28 protein-coding genes are annotated in these 26,048 nt (G+C 69.9%); 26 read left to right on the forward strand and 2 right to left on the reverse strand.

Annotated elements, in window-relative coordinates:
- Positions 1-49 precede the first annotated feature (49 nt).
- The 13 genes from VKN16_23505 to arfB are packed head-to-tail and all read left to right on the forward strand — an operon-like array spanning position 50 to position 12,751.
- Entirely contained in the window at positions 50-2,293 is a 2,244-nt protein-coding gene (locus VKN16_23505; protein HME97180.1) for an aconitate hydratase, read from the forward strand.
- A 23-nt stretch (positions 2,294-2,316) separates the two neighbouring features.
- A complete protein-coding gene (icd, locus tag VKN16_23510) occupies positions 2,317-3,582 on the forward strand; it encodes an NADP-dependent isocitrate dehydrogenase (protein HME97181.1) in 1,266 nt (421 codons plus the stop codon).
- Complete coding sequence (gene mdh, locus VKN16_23515) at positions 3,582-4,514, forward strand: malate dehydrogenase (GenBank protein HME97182.1); 933 nt, start codon at positions 3,582-3,584, stop codon at positions 4,512-4,514. The genes icd and mdh overlap by 1 nt, the downstream gene beginning before the upstream one ends.
- A gap of 6 nt (positions 4,515-4,520) precedes the next feature.
- The gene (locus tag VKN16_23520) at positions 4,521-5,363 is read left to right on the forward strand and encodes a fumarate hydratase (GenBank protein ID HME97183.1); all 843 of its coding nucleotides are present in this window, start codon (positions 4,521-4,523) and stop codon (positions 5,361-5,363) included.
- A complete protein-coding gene (locus tag VKN16_23525) occupies positions 5,360-5,941 on the forward strand; it encodes a Fe-S-containing hydro-lyase (protein ID HME97184.1) in 582 nt (193 codons plus the stop codon). The genes VKN16_23520 and VKN16_23525 overlap by 4 nt, the downstream gene beginning before the upstream one ends.
- Positions 5,938-6,759 (forward strand): hypothetical protein, encoded by an 822-nt coding sequence (locus VKN16_23530; protein HME97185.1) that lies wholly within the window; start codon positions 5,938-5,940, stop codon positions 6,757-6,759. Before VKN16_23525 ends, VKN16_23530 begins: the two co-directional genes overlap by 4 nt.
- Positions 6,759-8,561 (forward strand): fumarate reductase/succinate dehydrogenase flavoprotein subunit, encoded by a 1,803-nt coding sequence (locus VKN16_23535; GenBank protein HME97186.1) that lies wholly within the window; start codon positions 6,759-6,761, stop codon positions 8,559-8,561. Before VKN16_23530 ends, VKN16_23535 begins: the two co-directional genes overlap by 1 nt.
- On the forward strand, positions 8,561-9,319 hold the full coding sequence (locus VKN16_23540) for a succinate dehydrogenase/fumarate reductase iron-sulfur subunit (protein ID HME97187.1): 759 nt from the start codon (positions 8,561-8,563) through the stop codon (positions 9,317-9,319). Before VKN16_23535 ends, VKN16_23540 begins: the two co-directional genes overlap by 1 nt.
- Before the next feature lie 4 nt (positions 9,320-9,323).
- Positions 9,324-10,493: an ADP-forming succinate--CoA ligase subunit beta gene (gene sucC, locus VKN16_23545; GenBank protein ID HME97188.1), complete on the forward strand. Its 1,170-nt coding sequence runs from the start codon at positions 9,324-9,326 to the stop codon at positions 10,491-10,493.
- Complete coding sequence (gene sucD, locus VKN16_23550) at positions 10,490-11,368, forward strand: succinate--CoA ligase subunit alpha (protein ID HME97189.1); 879 nt, start codon at positions 10,490-10,492, stop codon at positions 11,366-11,368. The genes sucC and sucD overlap by 4 nt, the downstream gene beginning before the upstream one ends.
- Positions 11,369-11,380: 12 nt before the next feature.
- On the forward strand, positions 11,381-11,806 hold the full coding sequence (ndk, locus tag VKN16_23555; GenBank protein HME97190.1) for a nucleoside-diphosphate kinase: 426 nt from the start codon (positions 11,381-11,383) through the stop codon (positions 11,804-11,806).
- Positions 11,807-11,816: 10 nt separating this feature from the next.
- The gene (locus VKN16_23560; GenBank protein ID HME97191.1) at positions 11,817-12,341 is read left to right on the forward strand and encodes a PH domain-containing protein; all 525 of its coding nucleotides are present in this window, start codon (positions 11,817-11,819) and stop codon (positions 12,339-12,341) included.
- Positions 12,320-12,751, forward strand: coding sequence for an alternative ribosome rescue aminoacyl-tRNA hydrolase ArfB (gene arfB / locus VKN16_23565; protein ID HME97192.1), 432 nt, complete (start codon positions 12,320-12,322; stop codon positions 12,749-12,751). Before VKN16_23560 ends, arfB begins: the two co-directional genes overlap by 22 nt.
- Here the strand turns inward: arfB and VKN16_23570 are convergent.
- Together VKN16_23570 and VKN16_23575 are read right to left on the reverse strand one after the other, a co-directional pair.
- Positions 12,748-13,152, reverse strand: coding sequence for a DUF1634 domain-containing protein (locus tag VKN16_23570; GenBank protein HME97193.1), 405 nt, complete (start codon positions 13,150-13,152; stop codon positions 12,748-12,750). The genes arfB and VKN16_23570 overlap by 4 nt on opposite strands.
- The gene (locus VKN16_23575; GenBank protein ID HME97194.1) at positions 13,149-13,997 is read right to left on the reverse strand and encodes a sulfite exporter TauE/SafE family protein; all 849 of its coding nucleotides are present in this window, start codon (positions 13,995-13,997) and stop codon (positions 13,149-13,151) included. The genes VKN16_23570 and VKN16_23575 overlap by 4 nt, the downstream gene beginning before the upstream one ends.
- 76 nt (positions 13,998-14,073) lie before the next feature.
- Between VKN16_23575 and VKN16_23580 the strand changes: the two genes are divergently transcribed.
- From VKN16_23580 to VKN16_23640, 13 genes are all read left to right on the forward strand, one after another.
- Positions 14,074-15,627 (forward strand): benzoate-CoA ligase family protein, encoded by a 1,554-nt coding sequence (locus VKN16_23580; protein HME97195.1) that lies wholly within the window; start codon positions 14,074-14,076, stop codon positions 15,625-15,627.
- The gene (locus tag VKN16_23585) at positions 15,628-16,425 is read left to right on the forward strand and encodes an ABC transporter ATP-binding protein (protein HME97196.1); all 798 of its coding nucleotides are present in this window, start codon (positions 15,628-15,630) and stop codon (positions 16,423-16,425) included.
- Positions 16,425-17,222 (forward strand): ABC transporter permease, encoded by a 798-nt coding sequence (locus VKN16_23590; GenBank protein ID HME97197.1) that lies wholly within the window; start codon positions 16,425-16,427, stop codon positions 17,220-17,222. Before VKN16_23585 ends, VKN16_23590 begins: the two co-directional genes overlap by 1 nt.
- A 29-nt stretch (positions 17,223-17,251) precedes the next feature.
- Positions 17,252-18,292: an ABC transporter substrate-binding protein gene (locus VKN16_23595; protein HME97198.1), complete on the forward strand. Its 1,041-nt coding sequence runs from the start codon at positions 17,252-17,254 to the stop codon at positions 18,290-18,292.
- A gap of 57 nt (positions 18,293-18,349) precedes the next feature.
- Entirely contained in the window at positions 18,350-19,861 is a 1,512-nt protein-coding gene (gene accC, locus VKN16_23600; GenBank protein ID HME97199.1) for an acetyl-CoA carboxylase biotin carboxylase subunit, read from the forward strand.
- The gene (locus VKN16_23605) at positions 19,858-20,355 is read left to right on the forward strand and encodes a biotin/lipoyl-containing protein (protein ID HME97200.1); all 498 of its coding nucleotides are present in this window, start codon (positions 19,858-19,860) and stop codon (positions 20,353-20,355) included. Before accC ends, VKN16_23605 begins: the two co-directional genes overlap by 4 nt.
- Before the next feature lie 10 nt (positions 20,356-20,365).
- On the forward strand, positions 20,366-21,103 hold the full coding sequence (locus tag VKN16_23610; GenBank protein ID HME97201.1) for an amino acid ABC transporter ATP-binding protein: 738 nt from the start codon (positions 20,366-20,368) through the stop codon (positions 21,101-21,103).
- A gap of 26 nt (positions 21,104-21,129) precedes the next feature.
- On the forward strand, positions 21,130-21,993 hold the full coding sequence (locus VKN16_23615; protein HME97202.1) for a transporter substrate-binding domain-containing protein: 864 nt from the start codon (positions 21,130-21,132) through the stop codon (positions 21,991-21,993).
- A 111-nt stretch (positions 21,994-22,104) separates the two neighbouring features.
- A complete protein-coding gene (locus tag VKN16_23620) occupies positions 22,105-22,827 on the forward strand; it encodes an amino acid ABC transporter permease (GenBank protein ID HME97203.1) in 723 nt (240 codons plus the stop codon).
- A 2-nt stretch (positions 22,828-22,829) separates the two neighbouring features.
- Complete coding sequence (locus VKN16_23625) at positions 22,830-23,507, forward strand: amino acid ABC transporter permease (GenBank protein HME97204.1); 678 nt, start codon at positions 22,830-22,832, stop codon at positions 23,505-23,507.
- A 67-nt stretch (positions 23,508-23,574) separates the two neighbouring features.
- Positions 23,575-24,432, forward strand: a complete 858-nt coding sequence (locus VKN16_23630; protein ID HME97205.1) for an alpha/beta hydrolase — start codon at positions 23,575-23,577, stop codon at positions 24,430-24,432.
- An 11-nt stretch (positions 24,433-24,443) separates the two neighbouring features.
- Entirely contained in the window at positions 24,444-24,968 is a 525-nt protein-coding gene (locus tag VKN16_23635) for a DinB family protein (protein ID HME97206.1), read from the forward strand.
- A complete protein-coding gene (locus VKN16_23640) occupies positions 24,968-26,002 on the forward strand; it encodes an LLM class F420-dependent oxidoreductase (protein ID HME97207.1) in 1,035 nt (344 codons plus the stop codon). The genes VKN16_23635 and VKN16_23640 overlap by 1 nt, the downstream gene beginning before the upstream one ends.
- Positions 26,003-26,048 lie beyond the last annotated feature (46 nt).

Below are 26,048 nucleotides of genomic sequence, written 5' to 3' on the forward strand. Positions count from 1 at the left end.
GGGTCGTAAGGTTGTCATTCCGGATACTTGGCGGTCAGGGAGGCCCACCATGGCGGTTGACCAGATCAAGCGGCTGTACGAATCCATGCCCGGCAAGCTGGAGGAGGCCCGCCGGCGCTTCGGCCGCCCGCTCACCCTGGCCGAGAAGATCCTGGTCGCCCACGCCGACGATTTCGCCAGGCAGGAGTGGAGCCGGGGCCGAGCCCAGCTGCGGCTGCGCGTGGACCGTGTCGCCCTGCAGGACGCGACCGGCCAGATGGCGCTGCTGCAGTTCATGCAGGCGGGCAAGAAGCAGGTGGCGGTGCCGAGCACGGTGCACTGCGACCATTTGATCCGCGCGGAGAGCGGCGCCGCCGCGGACATGCAGCGCGCGATCGACGAGAACCGCGAGGTCTACGACTTCCTCCACTCGACCTCGAGGAAGTACGGCATCGGCTTCTGGAAGCCCGGCGCCGGCATCATCCATCAGGTCGTGCTCGAGAACTACGCCTTCCCGGGCGGGCTCATGATCGGCGCGGATTCCCACACCCCGAACGCGGGCGGCCTCGGCATGGCCGCCATCGGCGTCGGCGGCGCCGACTGCGGCGAGGCGATGGCCGGGCTCGCCTGGGAGGTGCTCGATCCGAAGCTGATCGGCGTGCACCTCACCGGCAAGCTCTCGGGCTGGAGCTCGCCCAAGGACGTCATCACCTATCTGTGCGGGCTGCTGACCGTGAAGGGTGGCACCAACAAGATCATCGAGTACTTCGGACCGGGCGCCGAATCGATCAGCGCCACCGGCAAGGGCACCATCTGCAACATGGGCGCGGAGCTGGGGGCCACCACCTCGCTCTTCCACTTCGACGACCGCATGGCCGCCTACCTGCGCGCCACCGATCGGGCCGACATCGCGCGGCTGGCCGAGCAGCACCGCCAGCACCTGGTGGCCGATCCCGAGGCGATCCGCGATCCGCGGAAGTTCTACGACGAGGTAGTGGAGATCGATCTCTCCGAGCTCGAGCCCCACATCGTCGGTCCGCACTCGCCGGACCGGGCGCGGCCCGTCTCCAAGCTGGCCGCGGAAGTAAAGAAGGAAGGCTGGCCGGCCACCATCAAGCAGGCCCTGATCGGCTCGTGCACCAACTCCTCCTACGAGGACATGCGGCGGGCCGCCCACATCGCCATGCAGGCGTTGAAGGCGGGCATCAAGGCCAAGACCCCGTTCCTGGTCACGCCGGGCTCCGAGCGCATCTATCAGACGATCAAGCGCGACGGCATCATGGAGACCTTCCAGCGGATCGGGGGCACCGTGCTCGCCAACGCGTGCGGGCCCTGCATCGGCCAGTGGAAGCGGAGCGATGTGGGCAAGGAGGAGACCAACACCATCGTCTCCTCGTTCAACCGCAACTTCCCGGGGCGCAACGACGGCAGCGCGTCGACGCTGTCGTTCCTGACCAGCCCCGAGATCGTCACCGCGCTGGCCTTCGGGGGCACGCTCGAGTTCGATCCGGTGCACGGGACGATTCCCGGTCCCGACGGCAAGCCGTTCCGCTTCACCGCGCCGGAGGGCGAGGAGCTGCCCGCGCAGGGCTTCGTGAAGGGCGAGGAGGGCTTCGAGGCGCCCGCCACCGACGGCGACAAGATCCAGGTGGCCATCTCGCCGACGAGCGAGCGCCTGCAGCTCCTGCAGCCGTTCCCGCGCTGGGATCGCCGGGATTTCGGTGAACTTCCCATCTTAGTGAAGACTAAGGGCAAGACCACCACCGACCACATCTCGCCCGCCGGCGCCTGGCTCCGCTTCCGCGGCCACCTCGACCGGATCAGCGACAACATGTTCCTGGGCGCGGTCAACGCCTTCACCGGGGAAGCCGGCAAGGGCGCCAATCCGGTCACCGGCCAGGTGGCCACCTTCACCGCCAACGCGCGGGACCTGAAAGCGCGCGGCGTCAGCTGGGTCGTGATCGGCGACGAGAACTACGGCGAAGGATCGAGCCGCGAGCACGCCGCCATGTCCCCGCGCTACCTCGGGTGCAAGGTGGTGATCGTGCGGAGCTTCGCGCGCATTCACGAGACGAATCTCAAGAAGCAGGGCATCCTGCCGCTGACGTTCGCCAAGGCCGGCGACTACGACCTCTTCGAGCAGGCCGACCGCGTGTCCGTGCGCGGCCTCGCCACGCTGACGCCGGGCACGCCGGTGGAGGTGGTCATTCACAAGCCGGACGGCAAGACGGTCAGCATCCAGTGCCTGCACACGATGACCGACGAGCAGATCGGGTGGTTCAAGGCGGGCTCAGCCCTGAACGCCCTCACATAACTCAGAGCAAGGGAGACGGTCCAATGGCGGCAGCGAGAGTCAAGATCCCGGCGGGCGAGAAGATCACCATCGGCCACGGCAAGCTGCAGGTTCCCGACCATCCGATCGTCGCCTTCATCGAGGGCGACGGCACCGGCCCGGACATCTGGGCCGCGTCGGTGCGCGTGCTGGACGCCGCGGTGGCCCAGGCCTACAAGGGCAAGCGCAAGATCGCGTGGGCCGAAGTCTACGCGGGCGAGAAGGCGGCGACGGTGTACGGAACGGACTGCCCGCCGAACCTGCTACCCCCCGAGACCCTCGACGTGATCCGTCAGTACCTGGTGGCGATCAAGGGCCCGCTCACCACTCCGGTGGGTGAGGGCTTCCGCTCGCTCAACGTGACCCTGCGCCAGGAGCTGGACCTCTACGTGTGCCTGCGGCCGGTGCGCTGGTTCAAGGGCGTGCCCTCCCCGGTGAAGCACCCCGAGAAGATCGACATGGTGATCTTCCGGGAGAACACCGAGGACATCTATGCGGGCATCGAGTGGGAGCAGGGAACGCCGGAGGCGAAGAAGGTGATCGACTTCCTCCAGAAGGAGATGGGGGTCAAGAAGATCCGCTTCCCCAACACCTCCTCGATCGGCGTCAAGCCGGTCTCCAAGGAGGGATCCGAGCGGCTGATCCGGGCCGCGATGCGCTACGCGGTGGAGAACGGGCGCCGCAACGTGACCCTCGTGCACAAGGGCAACATCCAGAAGTACACCGAGGGGATGTTCATGAAGTGGGGCTACGCGCTGGCCAAGCGTGAGTTCTCCGACCGGCTGGTGGGCTGGGACGACTGCGGCGGCAAGCCGCCGGCGGGGAAGATGCTGGTCAAGGACGCCATCACCGACGCGTTCCTGCAGCAGATCCTCACCCGGCCCGACGAGTTCGACGTGATCCCGTGCTGCAACCTGACCGGGGACCTGATCTCGGACGCCCTCGCCGCGCAGGTGGGCGGCATCGGCATCGCTCCCGGCGCCAACATCAACTACGACACGGGTCACGCGCTGTTCGAGGCCACCCACGGGACCGCGCCAAAGTACGCGGGCCAGGACAAGGTCAATCCGGGCTCGGTCATCCTCTCCGGCGAGATGATGCTGCGCTACATGGGCTGGACCGAAGCGGCGGACCGGGTGGTCGCCGGCCTGGAGAAGACCATCGGCCAGAAGGTCGTGACCTACGACTTCGCCCGCCTGATGGACGGCGCCAAGGAAGTGAAGTGCTCGGAGTTCGGCACCGCGATCGTCCGGAACATGGAGTCGATGTGATGGCAGCGCGGCCCAAGATCTCGGTCATCGGCGCCGGCAACGTCGGCGCCTCCGTGGCCCAGTACGCGGTGGAGCGCGAGCTGGGCGACGTGGTGCTGGTCGACGTGGTCGAGGGCATCCCGCAGGGGAAGGCGCTGGACCTGGCCCAGGCCGGGCCGGTGCACGGCTACGACTCGAGCCTGGTCGGTAGCAACGGTTACGACGAGACCGCGGACTCCGATATCGTGGTGATCACCGCCGGCCTGGCCCGCAAGCCGGGCATGACCCGCGACGACCTCCTGTTCAAGAATGCGGAGATCGTGGGCTCGGTGGTGGAGCAGGTGGTGAAGCGCTCGAAGCAGGCGATCCTGATCCTGGTCACCAACCCGCTCGACGCGATGGTGCAGCTGGCCTGGAAGAAATCGGGCTTTCCGGCCGAGCGGGTCATCGGCATGGCGGGTGTGCTCGACTCCGCGCGCTTCCGCACCTTCATCGCGCGCGAGCTGGACGTGTCGGTGGAGAACGTGACCGCCTTCGTGCTGGGCGGCCACGGCGACTCCATGGTGCCGCTGCCGCGCTACTCCACGGTGGCGGGCATCCCGATCACTGATCTCTTGCCCGCCGACCGGATCCAGGCCCTGGTGACCCGGACCGCCAACGGCGGGGCGGAGATCGTGGCGTTCCTCAAGTCGGGCAGCGCCTACTACGCGCCCGCGGCCTCCGCGGTGGAGATGGTGGAGGCCATCCTCAAGGACAAGAAGAAGATCCTGCCCTGCGCGGCCTATCTCGACGGGCAGTACGGCACCAGGGGTCTCTACGTGGGGGTCCCGGTGAAGCTGGGCCGCAAGGGGGTCGAGCAGATCATCGAGATCAAGCTGCAGAAGGACGAGCAGGCCGCCTTCGACAAGTCGGCCGCGGCGGTGCGCGAGCTGGTCGAGAAGCTGAAGCTCTAGTCCGCCATGCGCGAGATCCACGTCTCCTCCATCGTCGACGCGGTCAAGAAACTCTGCATGGAGGCGAACTATTCGCTGGAGCCCGACATGCTGCGGGCCTTCGCGGGCGCGCTCGAGAAGGAGCGCTCCCCGGCGGGCCGGCAGGTGCTGCAGATCCTCCAGCAGAACGCGGAGCTGGCGCGGACGAAGAAGATCCCGTACTGCCAGGACACCGGCTTCGTGGTCTGCTTCGTCGAGCTGGGGCAGGACGTGCACGTGACCGGTGGCGGCCTCTACGAGGCGATCAACGATGGGGTGCGGCAGGGGTACCAGGAAGGATACCTGCGCGCGTCGATCGTCCGCTCGCCCTTCGACCGGGTGAACACCGGCGACAACACGCCCGCGGTGATCCACCTGGACGTGGTGGCCGGGTCGGAGCTCAAGATCTCGATCATGGCCAAGGGGGGCGGCTGCGAGAACCGCTCGAAGTACAAGATGCTCACTCCCGCCGAGGGCGTGGAGGGCGTCAAGGAGTGGATCCTCGAGTGCATCCGCACCGCCGGTCCCGACGCCTGCCCGCCGCTCATCGCGGGGGTCGGCGTCGGCGGCACCTTCGAGCAGGCGGCACGGCTCAGCAAGAAGGCGCTCTTCCGCGAGCTGGGCGCGTCCCACCCGGATCCGGCGGTGGCCGCGATCGAACGCGAGGTCCTGGACCGCGCCAACCGACTCGGCATCGGCCCGCAGGGCTACGGCGGCGACACCACCGCGTTCGGCATCCACATCCTCACGTACCCGTGTCACATCACCAGCCTCCCGGTCGCGGTGACCATCGAGTGCCACGCGCACCGGCACAAGGAGGCGGTGCTGTGATCACGACCGGGACCGACGGGATCAAGGAGGTGACGCCGCCGCTCAGCGACGAGGACGTCGCCTCGCTGAAGGCGGGCGACCGCGTGCGGATCACCGGCGTGATGTACACCGCCCGCGACGCGGCCCACGCGCGCTTGCTGCCGCTGATGGAGGCGGGGACGCCGCTGCCCATCGACGTGCGCGGCCAGATCATCTACTACACGGGCCCCTCGCCGGCGCGCCCGGGCCACGTGGTCGGCTCCATCGGCCCGACCACCGGCGGGCGCATGGACAAATTCACCCCGAAGCTGCTGAGCCTGGGCCTCAAGGGCACCTTGGGCAAGGGCGCCCGCTCGCAGCCGGTGAAGGACGCGCTTCGCCAGCACAAGGCGGTCTACTTCGGGGCGATCGGGGGCGCGGGCGCGGTGCTCTCCGCCTTCGTGAAGAAGCTCGAGGTGGTGGCCTACGAGGACCTCGGCACCGAGGCGATCCGCCGGCTCGAGGTCGCGGGATTTCCCGCCATCGTGGTCAACGACTGCCACGGCGGCGATCTCTACCAGGATGGCATGAAGGCTTACGCGAGGGAGGAGCGGTCATGAACGGGGCAACCGCGCAGAGGCAGGGCGGACGCATCCTCGGGGAGGCGCGCGCGCCGATCGCGGCCGCGACGCTGCGCCGGGATTCGTGGTGGGCGCTGCCGGTGACGGTGGTGGTGGTGCTGCTGGCCTTCATCATCTACTCGACGTGGGCCGCGTTCCAGAACGCGCACTACTTCGCGGACCCGTACCTGTCGCCCTTCTATTCCCCGTGCATCACCAAGGCCTGCCTGCATCACAGCTTCGGCTCGTGGACCGTGCCGGACGTGTCGCTGCCGATCGTCGGCGTGCTGTCGCCCGCGTTCCTGATCCTGGCCGGCCCGGGCCTCTTCCGGCTGAGCTGCTACTACTACCGCAAGGCCTACTACCGCTCGTTCTGGCTGGCTCCGCCCGCGTGCGCGGTGCGGGACACCAAGGCCGGCTACACCGGGGAGACCCGCTTCCCCCTGTTCCTGCAGAACTTCCACCGCTACATCTGGTACGTCGCGGTGCTCTTCATCGGGATGCTCACCTGGGACGCGATCCTCGCCTTCCGCTTCCCGGACGGCTTCGGCATCGGGGTCGGCACCATCGTCATGTGGATCAACGTGCTGTTCCTGGCCGGGTACACCTTCTCCTGCCACTCCTGCCGCCACGTGTGCGGCGGCCACGTGGACGTCTTCTCCAAGGCCCCCGCGCGGTACGGAGTCTGGAAGTTCTTCACCCGGCTCAACGAGCGGCACCCGATGTTCGCCTGGCTCTCGCTGTTCAGCGTGGGCCTGACGGATCTCTACATCCGGCTGGTCTCGATGGGGATCATCCGCGACTGGAGGATCATCTGATGGCGACCGTCGAATACGAGACCCACGAGCACGACGTCCTGGTCATCGGCGCGGGCGGCGCCGGGCTGCGGGCGGCCATCGAGGCGGCGGCCCAGGGCGTGTCGGTCGGGCTGGTCTGCAAGTCGCTCCTCGGCAAGGCCCACACCGTCATGGCCGAGGGCGGGATCGCCGCCGCGATGGGCAACGTGTGGCCGGAGGACAACTGGCAGGTCCACTTCCGCGACACCATGCGCGGCGGCAAGATGCTGAACAACTGGCGCATGGCCCAGCTTCACGCCCAGGAGAGCCCGGAGCGCGTGCTGGAGCTCGAGCGCTACGGCGCGCTCTTCGACCGGACCAAGGACGGGCTCATCTCGCAGCGCGACTTCGGCGGCCACCGCTACGCGCGGCTGGCCCACGTGGGCGACCGCACCGGGCTCGAGATGATCCGCACGCTCCAGTACCACGCGATCCACCAGGCCATCGAGGTGTACATGGAGTGCAAGATCGAGCGCCTGCTCAAGGACGGCGACCGGGTGTGCGGGGCCTTCGGCTACTGGCGCAACACCGGCAAGTTCGTCCTCTTCAAGGCCAAGGCCATCGTGCTGGCCACCGGCGGCATCGGCAAGGCGTGGAAGTACACCTCGAACTCCTGGGAGTACAGCGGCGACGGCCACTCGCTCGCCTTCTGGGCGGGCGCGGACCTCATCGACATGGAGTTCGTGCAGTTCCACCCGACCGGGATGGTGTGGCCCCCCTCGGTGCGCGGCATCCTGGTGACCGAGGGCGTGCGCGGCGACGGCGGGACGCTGAAGAACACCGCGGGCGAGCGGTTCATGTTCAACTACATCCCCGAGTTCTTCAAGGCCGAGACCGCGGACAGCCAGGAGGAGGCCGACCGCTGGTACCAGGACAAGAAGAACAACCGGCGGACCCCGGATCTCCTGCCGCGCGACGAGGTGGCCCGCGCCATCAATTCCGAGGTGAAGGCGGGCCGCGGGACCGTGCACGGCGGGGTGTTCCTCGACATCTGCACGCGGCGCGACGCCGATTACATCCGCAAGCGCCTGCCCTCGATGTACCACCAGTTCAAGGAGCTGGCCGGCGTCGACATCACCAAGGAGCCGATGGAGGTGGGGCCCACCATGCACTACGTCATGGGCGGGGTGCGGGTGGACGCCGACTCCACCGCGGCCACCGTGCCCGGCCTCTTCGCGGCCGGCGAGGTGGCGGGCGGGCTCCACGGCAGCAACCGCCTCGGCGGCAACTCCCTCGGCGACCTGCTCGTGTTCGGGCGCCGGGCCGGGCTGCACGCCGCGCTCTACTGCAAGAACCTGGGCGGTCGGCTCACGGTGGACGGCGGTCAGGTGGAGTCCATCGCGCGCACCCTGCTCGAGCCCTTCACCCGCTCGGGCAGCGAGAATCCGTACACCATCCAGGCCGACCTGCAGGACACCATGCACAACCTGGTCGGCATCATCCGGGTCGAGGCCGAGCTCCAACAGGCGCTCGAGAAGCTCGCGGTGCTCAAGCAGCGCGCGGCCCGGGTGCACGTCGACGGCGGCCGCGTCTACAACCCGGGCTGGCACGTGGCGCTGGACCTGGCCTCGCTCCTGACCGTGTCGGAATGCTGCGCGCTCGCCGCGCTGGAGCGCAAGGAGAGCCGGGGCGGCCACACCCGCGAGGACCACCCGTACACCGACGACACCTGGGGGGCGGTCAATCTGGTCTCCCGGCAGCAGGGCGACCGGATCGATCTGCGGCGCGAGCCGCTGCCCCAGATGCCTCCCGAGCTGAAGGCCCTCGTCCAGGAGAGGCAGTGATGGCAAAGACCTTCACGATGCGGGTGTTCCGCGGCGACGCCGCCGGCGGCGACTTCAAGGAGTACACCGTCGAGGGTGGCGAGGGGATGGTGGTGCTGGACGTGGTCCACCGGATCCAGGCCACCCACGCCCCCGACCTGGCGTGCCGGTGGAACTGCAAGGCGGGCAAGTGCGGCTCGTGCAGCGCGGAGATCAACGGCAAGCCGCGGCTGATGTGCATGACCCGCATGGACATCTTCGAGGAGAACGAGGTCGTGTCGGTCGCGCCGATGCGGACGTTCCCGATCATCCGCGACCTGGTGACCGACGTCTCCTACAACTACGAGAAGGCCAAGCAGGTGCCGCCGCTGCGCCTGAAGCCCGCGGATCCGGACGGCCGCTACCGGATGATGCAGGAGGACGTGGAGCGCGGCCAGGAATTCCACAAGTGCATCGAGTGCTTCCTGTGCCAGAACGTCTGCCACGTTATCCGCGACCACGAAGGCCTCAAGAAGTCCTTCTCGGGCCCGCGTTTCTTCATCAAGATCGCCGGGCTCGAGATGCATCCGATGGACACCCGCGACCGGACCGACTTCGTGCGCGAGCAGGCCGGGGTCGGGTTCTGCAACATCACCAAGTGCTGCACCGAGGTCTGCCCGGAGCACATCCACATCACCGACAACGGCATCATCCCGATGAAGGAGCGGATGGCCGACAACTTCGACCCGGTGGTGTGGGTGCTGCGGAAGATCAGGGGCTCCAAGAAAGCCGCGCCCTGACCGCATGAAGATCCACGAGTACCAGGGCAAGGCCATCCTCAAGGCCTACGGCGTCGCCGTGCCCGCCGGCGACGTGGCGGACACCCCCGCGCAGGCGCGCGCCATCGCGCAGCGGCTCAATGGCCGAGTCGTCGTCAAGGCGCAGGTGCACGCGGGCGGCCGCGGCAAGGCGGGCGGCGTGAAGCTGGCCGACGATCCGGCGGGCGCCGAGGCGGCGGCCGGGCAGATCCTCGGCATGATGCTGAAGACGCCGCAGACCCCGCCCGAGGGCATCAAGGTGCTGAAAGTCCTCGTCGAGGAGGCCTCCCCGATCGCCAGCGAGCTCTATCTCTCGATGACGCTCGACCGAGGCAAGGGCACCCACGTGGTGATGGCCTCGCGGGCCGGCGGCATGGACATCGAGGAGGTCGCGGCCACCCATCCGGAGAAGATCCTCCGCGAGTGGACCGACCCGGCGCTGGGCCTGCAGGCCTTCCAGGCGCGCAGCCTCGCCTTCGGGCTCGGCCTCTCCGGCGACCCCCACAAGCAGGGCGTGGCCTTGATCGCCAACCTCTTCCGCGCCTACCTCGACAAGGATTGCTCGCTGGCGGAGATCAATCCCCTCGTGGTCACCCGCGACGGCCGGGTGATGGCGCTCGACGCCAAGCTCAACTTCGACGACAACGCGCTCTACCGCCACAAGGACGTGGTGGCCATGCGCGACGTCAACGAGGAGACGCCGCTGGACGTCGAGGCCTCGAAGTACAGCCTCAACTACATCAAGCTGGACGGCAACGTCGGCTGCATGGTGAACGGGGCGGGGCTGGCCATGGCCACGATGGACATCATCAAGCTGGCCGGCGGTGAGCCCGCGAACTTCCTCGACGTGGGCGGCGGCGCCTCCCCCGAGCAGATCGAGAACGCCTTCCGTATCCTGTCGTCGGACCCGAGCGTGAAGGCGGTCTTCATCAACGTCTTCGGAGGCATTCTTCGAGTGGACCGGCTCGCCGAGGGGATCATCGCCGCGGTGAAGACGCTCGGCCTCAAGCTGCCGGTGGTCCTGCGCGCCGAGGGCACCAACGTCGAGCAGGGCAAGAAGATGCTCGCCGAGTCCGGCCTCGCGCTGGTCATGGCCAACGACATGGGCGAGGGCGCGAAGAAAGTCGTCGAGCTGGCCCGGAGCTCGCGCCCGTGAGCATTCTGGTCAGTCGCGCGACGCGCGTCCTGGTGCAGGGAATCACCGGCAAGGAGGGCGCCTTCCACGCGGCCCGCTGCAAGGAGTACGGCACGCAGGTGGTGGGCGGGGTGACGCCGGGCAAGGGCGGCACCATCCACGAGGGCTTCCCGGTCTGGAACACGGTGGAGGAGGCGGTGCAGGCGACCGGCGCCGATTGCGCGCTGATCTTCGTGCCCCCGCCGGCAGCCGCAGACGCCATCATGGAAGCGGCGGACGCGGGGATCCCGTTGGTCGTCTGCATCACCGAGGGGGTGCCGGTGGCGGACATGGTGCGGGTGAAGGCCTTCCTCGCGCGCACCGCGAGCCGGCTCATCGGCCCGAACTGCCCGGGCCTGATCACGCCGGGCCAGGCCAAGATCGGCATCATGCCCGGCCACATCCACAAGGTGGGCCACGTGGGGGTGGTCTCGCGCAGCGGCACGCTCACCTACGAGGTGGTCCATCAGCTCACCCAGCGCGGGCTCGGGCAGTCGTCGTGCGTGGGCATCGGCGGCGATCCGGTCACCGGCACCACCTTCATCGACGTGCTGCGGCTCTTCCAGGCCGATCCCGAGACGACCTCGATCATGATGATCGGGGAGATCGGCGGCACCGCCGAGGAGGAGGCCGCCGCCTTCGTCAAGGCCCACGTCACCAAGCCGGTGGTCGGGTTCATCTGCGGCCAGACCGCGCCCCCCGGGCGCCGCATGGGCCACGCCGGCGCCATCATCGCCGGGGGCAAGGGCACCGCGGCCGAGAAGATGGCCGCGATGGAAGCCGCCGGCATCACCACCGTCAAGAGCCCCGCCGACATGGGCGCCACCGTCGCCCGCGTGGTGGGCAAGAAAGGGTAGGGACTCTCCGCGATGGCCGTCCAGCGCACCCTCACCATCATCAAGCCGGACGCCGTCGCCAAGGGCGTCGCGGGGCAGATCATCGCCCGGTTCGAGAAGGCGGGCCTCCGAGTGCTCGCGGCCAAGCTGATCCAGCTCACCGCCGCGCAGGCGGGCGGCTTCTACATCGTGCACAAGGAGCGCCCGTTCTACGGCAGCCTCTGCGCGTTCATGACCCAGGGTCCGTGCATGCCGATCGTCCTCGAGGGCGACCACGCCATCGCGCGGCTGCGCGAGCTGATGGGTGCCACCGATCCGGCCAAGGCCGACGCGGGGACGATTCGCAAAGACTTCGCGTCGTCCATCGAGGCCAACGCGGTGCACGGCTCCGACTCGCCCGAGTCGGCCGCCTTCGAGATTCCCTACTTCTTCTCCGCGCTCGAGATCTTCTCGAGGTAGCCGCGAGGCGGTGCACTTTCCGGCGTCGCTCGGCCGGAGACAGCGGCTGGTCGCCGGGGTGATCGGCATCGGCCTCGGCTTCGGGCTGCCGTTCCTCCTCTCGGTCGCGATGGTCGCGGCCTCCGGCGAGCTGAGCCTGCTCATCGTGCCGCTGCCCTTCCTGGGCGCGCTCTGGGTCATCCAGGGCCTGGCGCCGATCGGTTACACCCTCGAGGCGGAGGGCATCCGCATCGAGCGGCGCTGGGTCCGACGGCTCATCCCCTACGATGGCATCCTCGGCGGCGACCGGCGGCGGCGTCCGATCGGCGGTCTGCTGGCGACCGGCGCCAACAACCTCTTCGGCTCGCACGGGACGCGCTGGAATCCGCGCGTCGGCTGGCACTACCTCGCCATCACCGACACCGAGCACCTGGTGTTCCTCGAGACGCGCGGCGGCCTGGTGGTGCTGTCGCCCAACGACCCGGACGAGTTCCTGAGCGCGCTGCGCGCGCGGCTCCCCGCCGGCGCTCCCGCATGGCCGACCCGATCGTCGTGACCGACGCGGTGCGGGTCCCGGCCTCCGCGTTGACCGCGCGCGCGGTGCGCGCCTCGGGCCCGGGCGGACAGAACGTCAACAAGGTCGCGACGCGGATCGACCTCCGCGTGGATCTGGAGGCCATCGAGGGGCTCTCCGACGCGGCGCGGGCGCGCCTGCGCGCGCTGGCGCGCCGTCGCACCGACGCGGAGGGCCGTCTCGTCGTCACGAGCCAGGCCACGCGCACCCAGGCCCGCAACCTGGAGGATGCGCGCGCCCGGGTGGCCCACCTGATCCGCGCGGCCCTCGTCGCCCCCCGTGCGCGCGTGAAGACCGGCCCGTCCGCGGGCGCGCGACGCCGGCGGCTGGCCGGCAAGAAGCAGCGTGCAGAGGTGAAGCGCTGGCGGCGGCGTCCGGCCGCCGACGACTAGTGCACGCTGCCCGCGAGCGTCGCGCTCAGCGCGAGCATCGCGAGTACCACGAGGGCGATCAGCGCGTATCGGCGATCGCCGGTGCACCAGAAGGCGGGCAGGGCGGCGGCCACCGCGACCGCGGGCGTGACCATCAGGATCACGAGACCGAGCGCGCTCAGCGCGAGCGGATCGATCGGCCGGCTCGCGAGGCCGCCCGTCACTTGCCGGACCGAGACGAAGACGCCGGGGGGATGGCCGGCGGGCCGCCGGGTGAGGTCCAGCACGTGGTGGCGGAAGCCACCGTGCGCCGCGTAGAGCACGAGCCCAAGCAGCACCACCCCGATCCCGAGGAGCCCGCCGAACAGGAGGATCCGCGAGACCAGGTGCTCGACCGAGAACGTCGCGCGGAGTCGGCTCACGGGAGGTGGAGGCCGAGCCCGCGGACGATCATCGAGAGCGCCAGGTAGACCACGACGGGCAGGAACAGCTTGCGCACGGTGGTGTTGCGCAGCCGGGCCATCACGGTGGTGCCCAGGTAGGCGCCGGCGAGCACGCCGATCGCGACCGGCGCCGCGATGAGGGTATGGATGTCCCCGCGGCTCCAGTAGATGCTGGCGCTGGCCGCCGCGGTGAGCCCGATCATGAAGTTGCTGGTCGCGGTCGAGACCTTCATGGGCAGCCGCATCAGGTAATCCATCGCGAGCACCTTGAAGGCGCCGCTGCCGATGCCCAGCATGCCGGACAGCAGTCCAGCCCCGAACATCGCGCAGAAGCCCTGCACGACCCGCTGCGCGCGATAGACCACCTCGCGCTCGAGACGCAGGTCGTGGTACGTGCCCTCGAGGTCGAAGCGCAGGGCCAGCGGATCGTCGGGCGGGCTCTCGGGCAGCTCGTCGCGCAGCTGCTTCACCGTGGTGTAGGCGGAATAGGACAGGGCGAGGCCCAGGATCAGCTCGAGGGCCCGCGTCGGCACCACGCCGGCCAGCAGCGCGCCCACGAGCGCCCCGCTGATGGTGGCCATGACCAGGAACAGCCCGATGCGGAGATTGCTCAGGCCGGTGCGCAGGTAGGAGGCGGCGGCGCCGCTCGACGTCGCGATGACCGAGATGATGCTGGCGCCCATCGCGTAGTGCAGGTCGACGCCGTAGAACACGGTGAGGATCGGAATCAGGAGAATGCCGCCGCCGAGCCCGAGGATGGCGCCCACCGCGCCGGCGCCGATCGACGTGAAGAGCACGGCGAGCGAGAAGACGGTCAGACTCATGACCAAACCATGGTAGACCGCGTTGACGCGCGGCGCTATCGAATGGTCGCCCGTGCTTTCCTGCTAGAATCGCCGCATGACCGCGGCCATCGAGGTGCCCGAGCGCTTCAACGCGGCCGCGCACTTCCTCGATCGCCACGTCGCCGAAGGCCGCGGCGGCCGTACCGCCTTCCGGTTCGACGGCCGCGCGGTCACCTACGGAGCGATCGCGCTGCGGGCCAACCGCCTGGGCAACGCGCTCCGGTCGCGCGGAGTCCAGATGGAGCAGCGCGTGCTGCTGGCGTTGCCGGATCGGCCCGAGTTCGCCGAGGCGTTCTGGGGCGCGATGAAGATCGGGGCGGTGCCGGTGCCGGTGAGCGAGTCGCTGCCCGCCGAGGAGCTGGCGTTCCTGCTCGCGGACAGCCGGGCCCGCGCGGTGGTCGCCTCGGAGACGGCGGTCGCCGCGATCCTCCCCGTGCGCTCCCGCTGTCCCGCCCTCGAGGCGGTGATCGCGGTGGGCGGCCGGCGGCGCGCGGCCCTCGAGTACGAGCGGCTGCTGGAGCGCGCCTCGCCGGAGCTCGAGCCGGCCGAGACCAGCCGGGACGACGTGGCCCTGTGGGGCTACACCTCGGGCTCCACCGGCCGCCCCAAGGCCGCGGTGCACCTGCATCACGATCTCGTGCACTCGGCCGAGCTGGTGGGCCGCGGCATCTTCGGCATCGGGCCCGACGATCTGATCTTCTCGGCGTCCAAGCTGCACTTCGCCTTCGGCCTGGGCAACTCGCTCTACTTCCCGGCGCTGGTGGGCGCGGCCTCGCTGCTGGTGCCCGAGCGGCTCGAGGCGGAGCGGATCTTCGAGCTGATCGAGGCCGAGCGGCCCACCGTGCTCTTCGCGGTGGCCACCGTCTACCGACGGCTGCTCCAGGTGGCGGAGGCGGAGCGGCGCTTCGACTGCTCGTCGCTGCGGCTCTGCGTCTCGTCGGGCGAGGCGCTGCCGCCCGCCCTCTTCCACGGCTGGAAGTCGCGCTTCGGCCACGAGCTGCTGGACGTGCTCGGCTCCACCGAGGCCCTGCACGACTACATCGCCAACCGGCCGGGCGAGGCGCGGCCCGGCTCGAGCGGCCGGATCGTCCCGGGCTACGAGGCGCGGCTGGTGGACGACGCCGGTCGTCCGGTGGCGCCGGGCATGGTGGGCCAGCTGCTCATCAAGGGCGATTCCACCGCGCCGTGCTACTGGAACCGTCACGAGCGCACCAAGGCCACGATGCTGGGTGAGTGGCTGCGCACCGGCGACATGTTCTACGCGGACACCGACGGCTACTACTACTTCTGCGGCCGCGCCGACGACATGCTGAAGGTCGGCGGCATGTGGGTCTCGCCCACCGAGGTCGAGGCCTGCCTGGGCGAGCACGCGGCGATCGCGGAGGTGGCGGTCATCGGTCGGGGCGACGCCGACGGGCTCACCAAGCCGCATGCCTACTGCGTGCTGCGGGAGGGCGTCGCCGACACCGACGCGCTCGCGGCCGAGCTGCGGGAGTCGGTGCGCGCGCGGCTGGGCGGCTACAAGTCGCCGCGCTGGATCGACTTCGTGGCGGAGCTGCCCAGGACCGCCACCGGCAAGATCCAGCGGTTCGCGCTGCGCCAGCGGTAGATGCGCGTCGTGGTCGAGCGGCTGTCCAAGATCTACGCAGATCGCCGCGGACGCGAAGTGGCCGCCCTGCGCGGCGTCGATCTAAAGGTGGACTCGCAGGAGTTCGTCGCGCTGCTCGGACCCTCCGGCTGCGGCAAGTCCACGCTGCTCGGCATCATCGCGGGGCTCCTGCCCGCCACGTCCGGGCAGGTCTACTTCGAGGGCGAGGCGCGGCCCGGCCGGCCCACGTCGGCGACCGTGTTCCAGGAGTTCGCGCTCTTCCCCTGGCGCACCGTGCAGGCCAACGTCGAGTTCGGGCTCGAGGAGCTGGGCGTCGCCGGAGCCGAGCGTGCCGAGCGGACGCGGCGCTACCTGGCCATGACCGGCCTCGCCGGCTTCGAGGGCAAGTACCCGCACCAGCTCTCGGGGGGCATGCGCCAGCGGGTGGGCATCGCGCGGGCCCTCGCGGTCGAGCCGGCAGTGCTGCTCATGGACGAGCCGTTCTCGGCCCTGGACGCGCAGACCCGCACCCTGATGATGGAGGAATTGCTGGCGATCTGGGCGCGGACGCGCCAGAGCATCCTCTATGTCACCCACAACATCCAGGAGGCCGTGTTCATGGCCGACCGGGTGATCGTGCTGTCGCGGCGTCCCGGCGAGGTGCTCGACGTGGTGCCGATCGGGCTCGCGCGCCCGCGCCGCGAGAGCCAGCAGACGGACGCCGCCTTCGCCCAGGCGGCCGCGCGCATCTGGGCCCTGATCAAGTCGCAGGCCCAGGCCGCCCTGCTCGAGAGCGCGCCGGCGGAGCGCGCCGGGTGATGGCGGTGGAGCGGCTGGTCGTGGTCGATCGCGCCGCGTTCCTCCGCCGGCCCGAGCACCGGACCGTGCGCGTGCTCGCGCTGGCCGGCCTCGTGCTGCTGTGGGAGGCGGTCACCCGCACCGGGTGGGTGTCGTCGCTGTTCCTGCCCGCCCCGTCCGCGGTGCTGGCCGAGGGCTACGACATGGCGCGCTCCGGCCAGCTGTTCGTGCACCTCGGGACGAGCCTGGCGCGGCTGGCCTGGGGCTTCGGCATCGGCGCGGCCGCCGGCATCGGGGTCGGGGTGGCGGTGGGATTCTTCTCGCTCGCCGACGCGGTGGTGCAGCCGATCATCGCGGCCACGTTCCCGATCCCCAAGATCGCGCTGCTGCCGCTGCTGATCCTCTGGCTCGGCATCGGCGAGGCGTCCAAGGTCGCGGTGGTGGCGCTCGGCGTCTTCTTCCCGATGGCCATCAATACCTACGCGGGCGTCCGCCAGGCCGATCCGCTCCTCATCCGCGCGGCGGTCTCGTTCGGCGCGGGACGCTGGAGCGTCATCAGGAAAGTCGTGCTGCCGTCGGCGCTGCCCATGGTGTTCGCCGGCCTCAAGCTGGGCGCCGGCATCGCGCTGCTGCTGCTGGTGGCCGCCGAGCAGATCGCGGCCGACGCGGGCATCGGCTTCCTGATCTTGCAGTCCGGCAACCTGATGGAGACGACCCGGCTCATGGTCGGCATCGTGGTGCTCTCGCTGCTGGGCGTGTGTTCGCACTGGGCGCTGGGCGGCCTCGAGCGCGCGGTGATCCGGTGGCGCCACTCGTGAACTCGCGACTCGATCGGAGGACGCTTCGCATGCGCGTGATTCGACTGCTCGCCCGGCCGCTCTTCCTCCTCGCCCTCGCCGCCGGCGTCCTCGCCGGGCCGCTCGCCCAGGCTCAGCCCAAGCCGGCGCCGGTGAAAATCGGCGTCCTCAAGCTCACCTCCTCCGCGCCCGTCTTCGTGGGGGCGGAGAAGGGCTTCTTCCGCGAAGAAGGAATCGAGCCCGAGCTGGTGTACTTCCAGGCCGCCGCGCCCATCGCCATCGCGCTGGCCGCGGGCCAGCTGGACGTCGGCGCCACCGGGCTCACCGCCGCCCTCTACAACATCGTGCTGGGCGGCGAGAAGCTGTGGATCGTCGCCGACAAGGGCCGCGAATGGCCCGGCTATCCGCTCGTGGCGATCGTCGTACAGAAGGACCTCTGGGAGAGCGGGCTGCGCTCCATCCGGGACTTGAAGGGCCGGCGGATCGGCGTGACGCAGCTGGGCTCGACGTTCCACTACCACATCGGCAACATCCTGGAAAAGGACGGGCTCTCGCTGGCCGACGTGAAGATCGTGCCGCTGCAGGCCATGGCCGCCACCATGGAGGCGCTGAAGGGCAAGCAGGTGGACGCCATCCTGGTGCCGCAGCCGTTCCCGGGCGCCGCCGAGGCGCAGGGCTTCGGCCGGATCGTGGCGTGGGCGGGCGATCTCTACCCGTGGCAGATCGCCACGATCTTCTACTCGGGCAAGTTCGCGGGCGACCGGGCGCGCGCGGTGGCGTTCATGAGGGGCTACGTGAAGGCCTCGCGCTATTACTTCGACGCGGCGCTGATCCAGAAGGACGGCCGCACCGTGCCGGGCGTCCACTACGACGAGGTCGTCGACATCACCGCGCGGTACACCGGCGCGCGGCCCGAGATCATCAAGCTCGGCTTTCCCTACCAGGACCGCAACGGCCGGCTGCTCGTGCCCGACATCCAGCGGCAGATGGCCTGGTGGGCCGCCAACGGGTTCATGAAGAAGCCGCTGCCGTTGGCCGGGATCGTCGACACCTCGTTCGTGGAGGAGGCCGTGAGGGCGCTCGATCGCTGAATCGGCGCGGGTTTGCGTTGCGCCGTCCCGGTGGATGCTGCTATCATTTCCCCCGACGTGAGTGCCCCGTTCGGGAAGGTCCTCATCGCGAATCGCGGCGAGATCGCCGTGCGGATCATCCGGGCCTGCCGCGAGCTGCACATCAAGACCGTCGCCGTCTTCTCCGACGTCGATCGTGAGTCGCTCCACGTCCTGCTGGCCGACGAGGCCGTCGGCATCGGCCCGGCGCCCGCGGTGGAGAGCTATCTCGTCATCGACCGGCTCATCGCGGCGGCCCGGAGCACGGGTGCCGACGCCGTGCATCCCGGCTATGGATTCCTCGCCGAGAACGCGGCGTTCGCGCAGGCCTGTCAGGACGCCGGGCTCACGTTCATCGGCCCGCCGCCCGCGGCCATCCGCGCGATGGGCGACAAGATGGCGGCGCGCCGGCTGGCCATCACGATGGGCGTGCCGGTGGTGCCGGGCACCGAGCAGCCGATCGCCGACGACGCGGAGGCCGCGCGGGTGGCGGGACGGGTGGGCTACCCGGTCATGCTCAAGGCCGCGATGGGCGGCGGCGGCAAGGGCATGCGGCTCGTGCGGGCCCCCGGCGAGCTGGCCGGCGCGCTGCGCGCCGCGCGCGCCGAGGCGGGTGCTGCGTTCGGCGATGCCGCCGTGTACATCGAGCGCTTCGTGGAGGAGCCGCGCCACATCGAGATCCAGGTCCTGGCCGACGCCCACGGCGGCATCGTGTACCTGGGCGAGCGCGAATGCTCGATCCAGCGTCGGCACCAGAAGCTGGTGGAGGAGAGCCCGTCGTCGTTCGTGACCCCGGAGATGCGGCGGCGCATGGGCGAGGCGGCCTGCCGGGTGGCCGCGGCGGCCGGCTACGTCAACGCCGGGACCGTGGAGTTCCTGGTCGATCGCGAGCGCAACTTCTACTTCCTCGAGATGAACACCCGGCTGCAGGTCGAGCACCCGGTGACCGAGCTGGTGACCGGGCGCGACCTGGTGAAGGACCAGCTGCGAATCGCCGCTGGTGAGAAGCTGGGCTTCGGCCAGGACGACGTCGCGCTCTCGGGCTGGGCGATCGAGTGCCGGATCAACGCCGAGAATCCCTACGCCTCGTTCATCCCGTCGCCCGGGCACGTGGCCGGGCTGCGGGTGCCCGGCGGCCCGTGGGTGCGCGACGACACCGGGGTCTACGCCGGCTGCACGATCCCGCGCTTCTACGACACCCTGATGGCCAAGCTGATCGTCTGGGGGCCCGACCGCGAGGCGGCGACCGCGCGCATGGCGCGGGCGCTCGAGGAGTACAAGGTCGTCGGCGTGCAGACCACGATCCCGATCCTTCAGCGGATCATCGCGCATCCGGACTTCTCGGCCGGACGTCTGTCCACCGGGTTCATGGAGCGCCTGCTCGCGGCGGACCGGCCGGAGGCCGCCGGCCGCCACCGCCGGATCGCGCTGATCGCGGCGGCGCTCACCGCCTACGAGCGGGCCGGCCGTCCGGGCCCGGCGAGCGCCGCGTCTGCCCCCTCGTCGAGCGCGTGGCGGCAAGCGCTGCGCCCGGGCTGGAGTGAGCGGTGAAGTTCGTGGCCCAGGCCGGCGGGGCGATCACCCCGATCGAGGTGACCGGGGAGGCGGGGCGCTACACCATCGTCCTCGACGGCGCGACCCTCACGGTGGACGCGCGCCGCGGCGGCGAGGGCATCTGGTCCATCCTGCTCGACGGCGCCTCCCACGTGGCGGAGGTGACGGATCAGGACGGCACCTGCGCGGTGGACGTCGGCGGCGAGCGCTACGCGATCCGGGTCGAGGAGGAGTCGCGCTACATCATCCGCACCCGCGGGGCCGGCGGGGCCGAGCCCGGGCAGGTGCTGAAGGCGCCGATGCCGGGCAAGGTGACGGTCATCCAGGTCTCGGTGGGGCAGTCGGTGGCTGCCGGCGACGGGCTCATCGTGCTGGAGGCCATGAAGATGGAGAACGAGTTCAAGGCGCAGGTGGCGGGCACGGTGAAGGAGATCCGGGTGGCGGCCGGCCAGCCCGTGAACCCCGGCGACGTGCTGATGGTCATCGAGTAGCCGAGACGCCGTGGCCCCCGCGATCGAGTTCCGAGGCGTCAACAAGTGGTTCGGCGACCACCACGTGCTCACCGACGTGGACCTGAGCGTGGACGCCGGCGAGGTCATCGTGGTCTGCGGGCCCTCCGGCTCGGGCAAGAGCACCTTGATCCGCTGCGTGAACCGGCTCGAGCCGATCCAGAAGGGCGAGATCCGGGTGCACGGCCAGGCCATCTCGGGACAGGGCGTCAACCTGGTCAAGCTGCGCGCCGAGGTGGGGATGGTCTTCCAGTCCTTCAACCTCTTCCCCCACATGACGGTGCTGCAGAACATCATGCTGGCCCCCCGCAAGGTGAAGGGCCTGGACGCGGCGGCGGCCGAGAAGATCGCGCGCGGCCTGCTGGAGCGTGTGCGCATCCCGGACCGCGCGGACTACTATCCGGCGAACCTCTCGGGCGGCCAGCAGCAGCGGGTGGCGATCGCCCGCGCGCTCGCGATGCAGCCGCGGATCATGCTGTTCGACGAGCCCACCTCGGCGCTCGATCCCGAGATGATCAACGAGGTGCTGGACGTCATGACCGACCTGGCCCGCGAGGGCATGACCATGATGGTGGTCACCCACGAGATGGGCTTTGCCCGCCGGGTGGCCAGCCGCGTGGTGTTCATGGACTACGGGCGCGTGGTGGAGGTGCAGGAGCCGGAATCCTTCTTCGCCGCCCCCCAGTCGGACCGGGCGAAGGACTTCCTGTCCAAGATCCTGTCGCACTGAACCAACCCAATCCAAGGAGGACGTGAATGCAACGACTGATGGGACTCGTGATGGCGCTGGCGCTGCTCGTGGCCGGGATGTCCCCGGCGCTGGCCCAGCAGAAGAGCACGCTGGACAAGATCGGGGAGACGGGCACGCTCACCATCGGCACCCGCACCGGCTCGCCGCCCTTCGGCTACGTGAACTCGAAGAACGAGTGGGTGGGCTTCTCGATCGACCTGGTGGAGGAATTGATCAAGCCCGCGCTGGAGAAGAAGCTCGGCAAGCCGATCAAGGTGGAGAAGAAGGAGAGCACCCCGCCCACCCGCATTCCGCTGATCTCCTCGGGCGCGGTGGACCTCATCGCCGAGACCATGACCGACACCCGGACCCGCCGCGACAGCGTGGACTTCTCGCTCACGTTCTTCGTGACCGGCGCGCAATTCCTGGTCAAGAAGGGGAGCCCGATCAAGGGCATCAAGAACATCGACGGCAAGCGCATCGCGGCCCAGCAGGGCTCGACCAACGCGCGCATCATCCGGGAGAAGGCGTCCAAGGCGGTGCTGCGCGAGTTCCCGGACCAGCCCGCCGCCTTCCAGGCGCTGGTGCAGGGGCAGGTGGACGCCTACACCAACGACGGCATCCAGCTCGCAGGGCTCAAGGCCAAGTCGCCGAACCCGGCGCAGTGGGAGATCGTCGGCGACATGTTCTCCTACGAGCCCTACGGGATGGCGCTGCGCAAGGGTGACTCCGACTTCCGCAACGTCGTCAATGCCGGGCTGATGGAGGGCATCGAGTCGGGCAAGTTCTTCGAGATCTACGAGAAGTGGTTCGGGCCCAACGGCGAGCTGCCGTACCCGATGTCTCCGCAGGTGCGCTCGTTCATGCTGCTGCAGGTCGTCCCCAAGTAGTCTCGTTCCCTCTCCCCGGAGGGGAGAGGGCAGGGTGAGGGGCTGGCGCCGGCGTGAGTCCGCCCACCCTCACCCCGGCCCTCTCCCGGGAAGGGAGAGGGAGGTGGGCGCGTGAACTACAAGTTCAACTGGTCGGTGCTGTGGACCGGCGAGTCCGGTCAGTGGCTGCTGAGCGGGCTCATCACCACGCTCGAGCTGTCGGTGGCCGCCTGGCTGCTCGCGGTGACCCTCGGTGTCGTCTCCGGCGCGCTGCGCACGGTGCGGATGTGGCCGCTCCGCGCCGCCGCGACCCTCTACGTCGAATTCTTCCGGAACGTTCCGCTGCTGGTCTGGATGTTCTTCTGGTACTTCGCGGTGCCGCCGTTGCTGCCTCAGGCGGGGCAGGACTTCCTGTTCGCGCACGGGCTCGAGTTCTGGGCCGCGGTCTGCGCGCTGGGCGTGTACAGCGGCGCCCGCTTCTCCGAGGTGCTGCGCTCGGGCATCCAGGCGATCCCCAGGACGCAGCTCGAGGCCTCGGTGGCCTCGGGCCTGACCACGTTCCAGGCCTATCGGTACGTGATCCTGCCGGTGGCGCTGCGGCTCATCATCCCGCCCGGCACCAACGAGTCGCTGAACCTGCTCAAGAACTCCTCGGTGGCCCTGACCATCAGCGTGGCCGAGCTGACCTTCCAGACGCGCCAGATCGAGACCTACACCGCCAGGGCCATCGAGGCCCTGACCGCGGGCACCCTGATCTACCTGGTCCTGTGCGTCTCGATCGCCATTTTCATGTCGTGGGTGGAGCGGCGCACCGCGATCCCGGGCCTCATCGTGGGCGGGCGGCCGCGGCGCTAGCCATGCTCGACCTCGACGTCATCTGGCGCAACCTGCCGTTCCTGATGCTCCAGGGTTTCCTGGGCATCGGCAACTTCGTGGGCGGCACCCTGCGCCTGGCCATCCCGTCGATCGTGCTCGGCTTCATCCTGGGCATCTTCATCGGCATCGCGCGCCTGGCCCCGCAGTGGTGGATCCGGCTGCCCGCCACGCTGTACGTGGAGTTCTTCCGCGGCGTCCCGCTCGTCATGGTGATCTTCTGGATGTGGTTCATCATGCCGATCGTGTTGAAGACGGCGATCCCCGAGTTCGGGGTGGCCCTCACCGCGTTCGTGGTCTTCGAGGCCGCCTATCTCGGAGAGATCGTGCGCGCGGGCATCCAGTCGGTGCCCCGCGGGCAGGTGGAGGCGGCCACCGCGGTCGGATTGACCTCCGCCCAGGGGATGCGCTTCGTGATCCTGCCCCAGGCGCTCAAGAACATGATTCCCTCACTGGTGACCCAGTTCATCGTGCTGTTCAAGGACACCTCGCTGGCCTCGATCATCGGCTTCATGGACCTGACCAAGGCCGCGCAGGTGGTGAACAACCGCGAGATCCGGCCATTCCCGATCTATCTCTTCATCGCGGTCGTGTACTGGGTCTGCACGTACTCCATGTCCCGCTACGCGCGCTACCTGGAGAAGAGGATCGGCCCTGCCTGAAGTCGTCCTGCCGTCCGGCGTCCGCCTGCACTGGCGCGAGGCTTCGGCCGATGGGGCGCCCGCCGACGTGCCCGCACCGGCGCGACCGGTGGTGGTGTGGATCCACGGCGGCTCGGTGGAGGACTCGTCGGTGATGGTGGCCGATCTCGAGCCGTTCGTCGGGCGCGTGCGCGCGCTCTTCCCGGATACGCGCGGCCACGGGCTCTCCTCGCGCTTCGAGCGCGTCGAGGACTACACCTACGCGCGCAAGGCCGAGGACCTGCTGGCGTGGCTGGACGTCCTCGGCGTGCGCGAGGCGGTCTGGGGCGGCGCCTCCATGGGCGGCGCGCTTTCGCTGTGGATCGCCGCGCACGCGCCGGAGCGCGCGCGGGCGGTGGTCTCGATCAGCGGACCACCCTACGAGCCCAGCGCCGAGGACAAGACGTGGTGGGCGCGCCACCGGCCGCTCGTCGAGGCCGGCCGCTTCGAGGACTACTTCGACGCCAACGTGCGCCTGCGCATGGGCGAGGCCGCGCTGGCCCGGCTCAAGGCGCGGCCGGATCGCTACGCCGAGCTGGCCGCCTCGCTGCGCCGCCACTCGGTGGCCTCGCTGCTGGCCCTGCTCGACGAGACGTACAGCCGCCAGGAGTGGCTCGCGGACTGCCGGCGCATTCGCTGCCCGGTGCAGGTGATCGCCGGCTCGGAGGACAGCTATCCGACCGTGGCCATGTCCCGCCGCGTCGCCGAGGCGATCCCCGGCGCGCGCTTCCACGTGGTCGAGGGCGGCCCCCACTTCCCCAACCGCACCCACCGTGCCGAAGTCCAGTCCGTCATCGCCACCTTCCTCGACACGCTGGGGTCAGGTCTTGCATTACGACATTTTCTGGGACCTGGTGCGGCCGCCCTTCCCTCGAAATGTCGTAATGCAAGACCTGACCCCGGGTAGAATCGGCCGCGATGAACGAAGAGCAGCGGCGGATCCGGAGTTATCTCGTGACCCAGGCGGCCAAGCTGACGCCGGCCGCGATCGTGGAGAAGGTCCAGGCCGCGATGGCCGATCTGCGGGCCGCCGCAGTCGCGGTGCCGCCCGCGCGGTTCGCGGAGCGGCCGGAGCCCGCGGAGTGGAGCGGCAACGAGGTGATGGCCCACGTCGTCGCCGCCGACGGTTACTTCGGCGGCGGGATCGGCCGGCTGCTGCGCGGTCAGCCGTCGGTGGGTCGACCGGAGGGCCGCGGCATCGAGGGCGCGCCGCTCCGTGCCGCCGAGGCCTGGTACGACCTGCTCGCCAGGCAGCGAGAAGACCTGTTCGCCGCGGTCCGGGCCGCCGATCCCGCCGCGGCGCCGGACCAGCGTATCGAGCATCCGATGTTCGGCCCGCTCACCTGGCGCGAGACGCTACTGTTCACCCGGCTGCACGACCTCGATCACGCCGGCCAGCTGCAGAAGATCGGCGCCGCCTTCGCGGCTCCGCGTCCGGTCTGATGCGCGTCGCCATCTCGCTGCGGCTGGCCCAGACCGACTGGGCCGAGGCCAGCGACTACGTCACCGAGGCCGAGCGGCTGGGCGTCGACTTCGTCTGGTCCGCGGAGGCCTGGGGCCACGACGGCGTCACCCCGCTGGCCTTCGTGGCCGCGCGCACCTCGCGCATCCGACTCGGCACTGGGATTCTTCAAGCGGGCACGCGCACCCCCGCGCTCCTCGCCATGACCGCGATGAGCCTCAACGCCATGTCGGGTGGCCGCTTCGTGCTGGGCCTGGGCGTCAGCGGGCCGCAGGTCATCGAGGGCTGGCACGGCATCCGGTTCGACCGTCCGGTGCTACGCATGCGGGAGACGGTCGAGATCGTCCGGCGCGCGATCCGCGGCGAGCGTCTTGAGTACAAGGGGCGCATCTACGAGCTGCCGCTGCCGGGCGGCGAGGGCAAGGCCATTCGCTCGGCGGCGCCGCCGCAGCCCGGCGTCCCGATCTATCTCGCGACGCTCTCGCCGCGAAGCCTCGAGATGACCGGTGAGATCGCCGACGGCTGGCTCGGCACCTCGTTCATGCCCGAGCACGCGCGCGTCTTCACCGACCACCTGGCCGCCGGCGCGGCGCGGGTCGGCCGCTCGCTGGCCGCGCTCGATCTGCAGGCCGGCGGCTTCGTGGCCTTCGGCGACGACGCGGCCCGGCTGATCCGCGCGCGCAAGCCCGGCCTCGCCTTCACCCTCGGGGCCATGGGCTCGCGCCAGCACAACTTCTACAACGACGCCTTCCGTCGCGCCGGCTACGAGGAGGTGGCCCGCGAGGTTCAGCGCCTGTGGCTGGACGGGCGACGCGAGGAGGCGGCCACGCGCGTGCCCGACGAGCTGGTGCTGGAGACCAACCTGCTCGGCACCGACGCGATGGTGCGCGCGCGCTTGCTCGCCTACCGCGACGCCGGGATCACGACCCTGCGCGTGGAGCCGGCGGGCGAAGGGCTCGCGGCGCGGCTCGCGACGCTCGGCCGGCTGCTGGACCTGGTCCGCGCGGTGGGATAGCATGGCCCCCGGCTCTGCCCGAATGCATCCGCGACCCGAGAGGAGT

Source organism: Candidatus Methylomirabilota bacterium (genome assembly GCA_035315345.1).
Lineage (GTDB): Bacteria > Methylomirabilota > Methylomirabilia > Rokubacteriales > CSP1-6 > CAMLFJ01.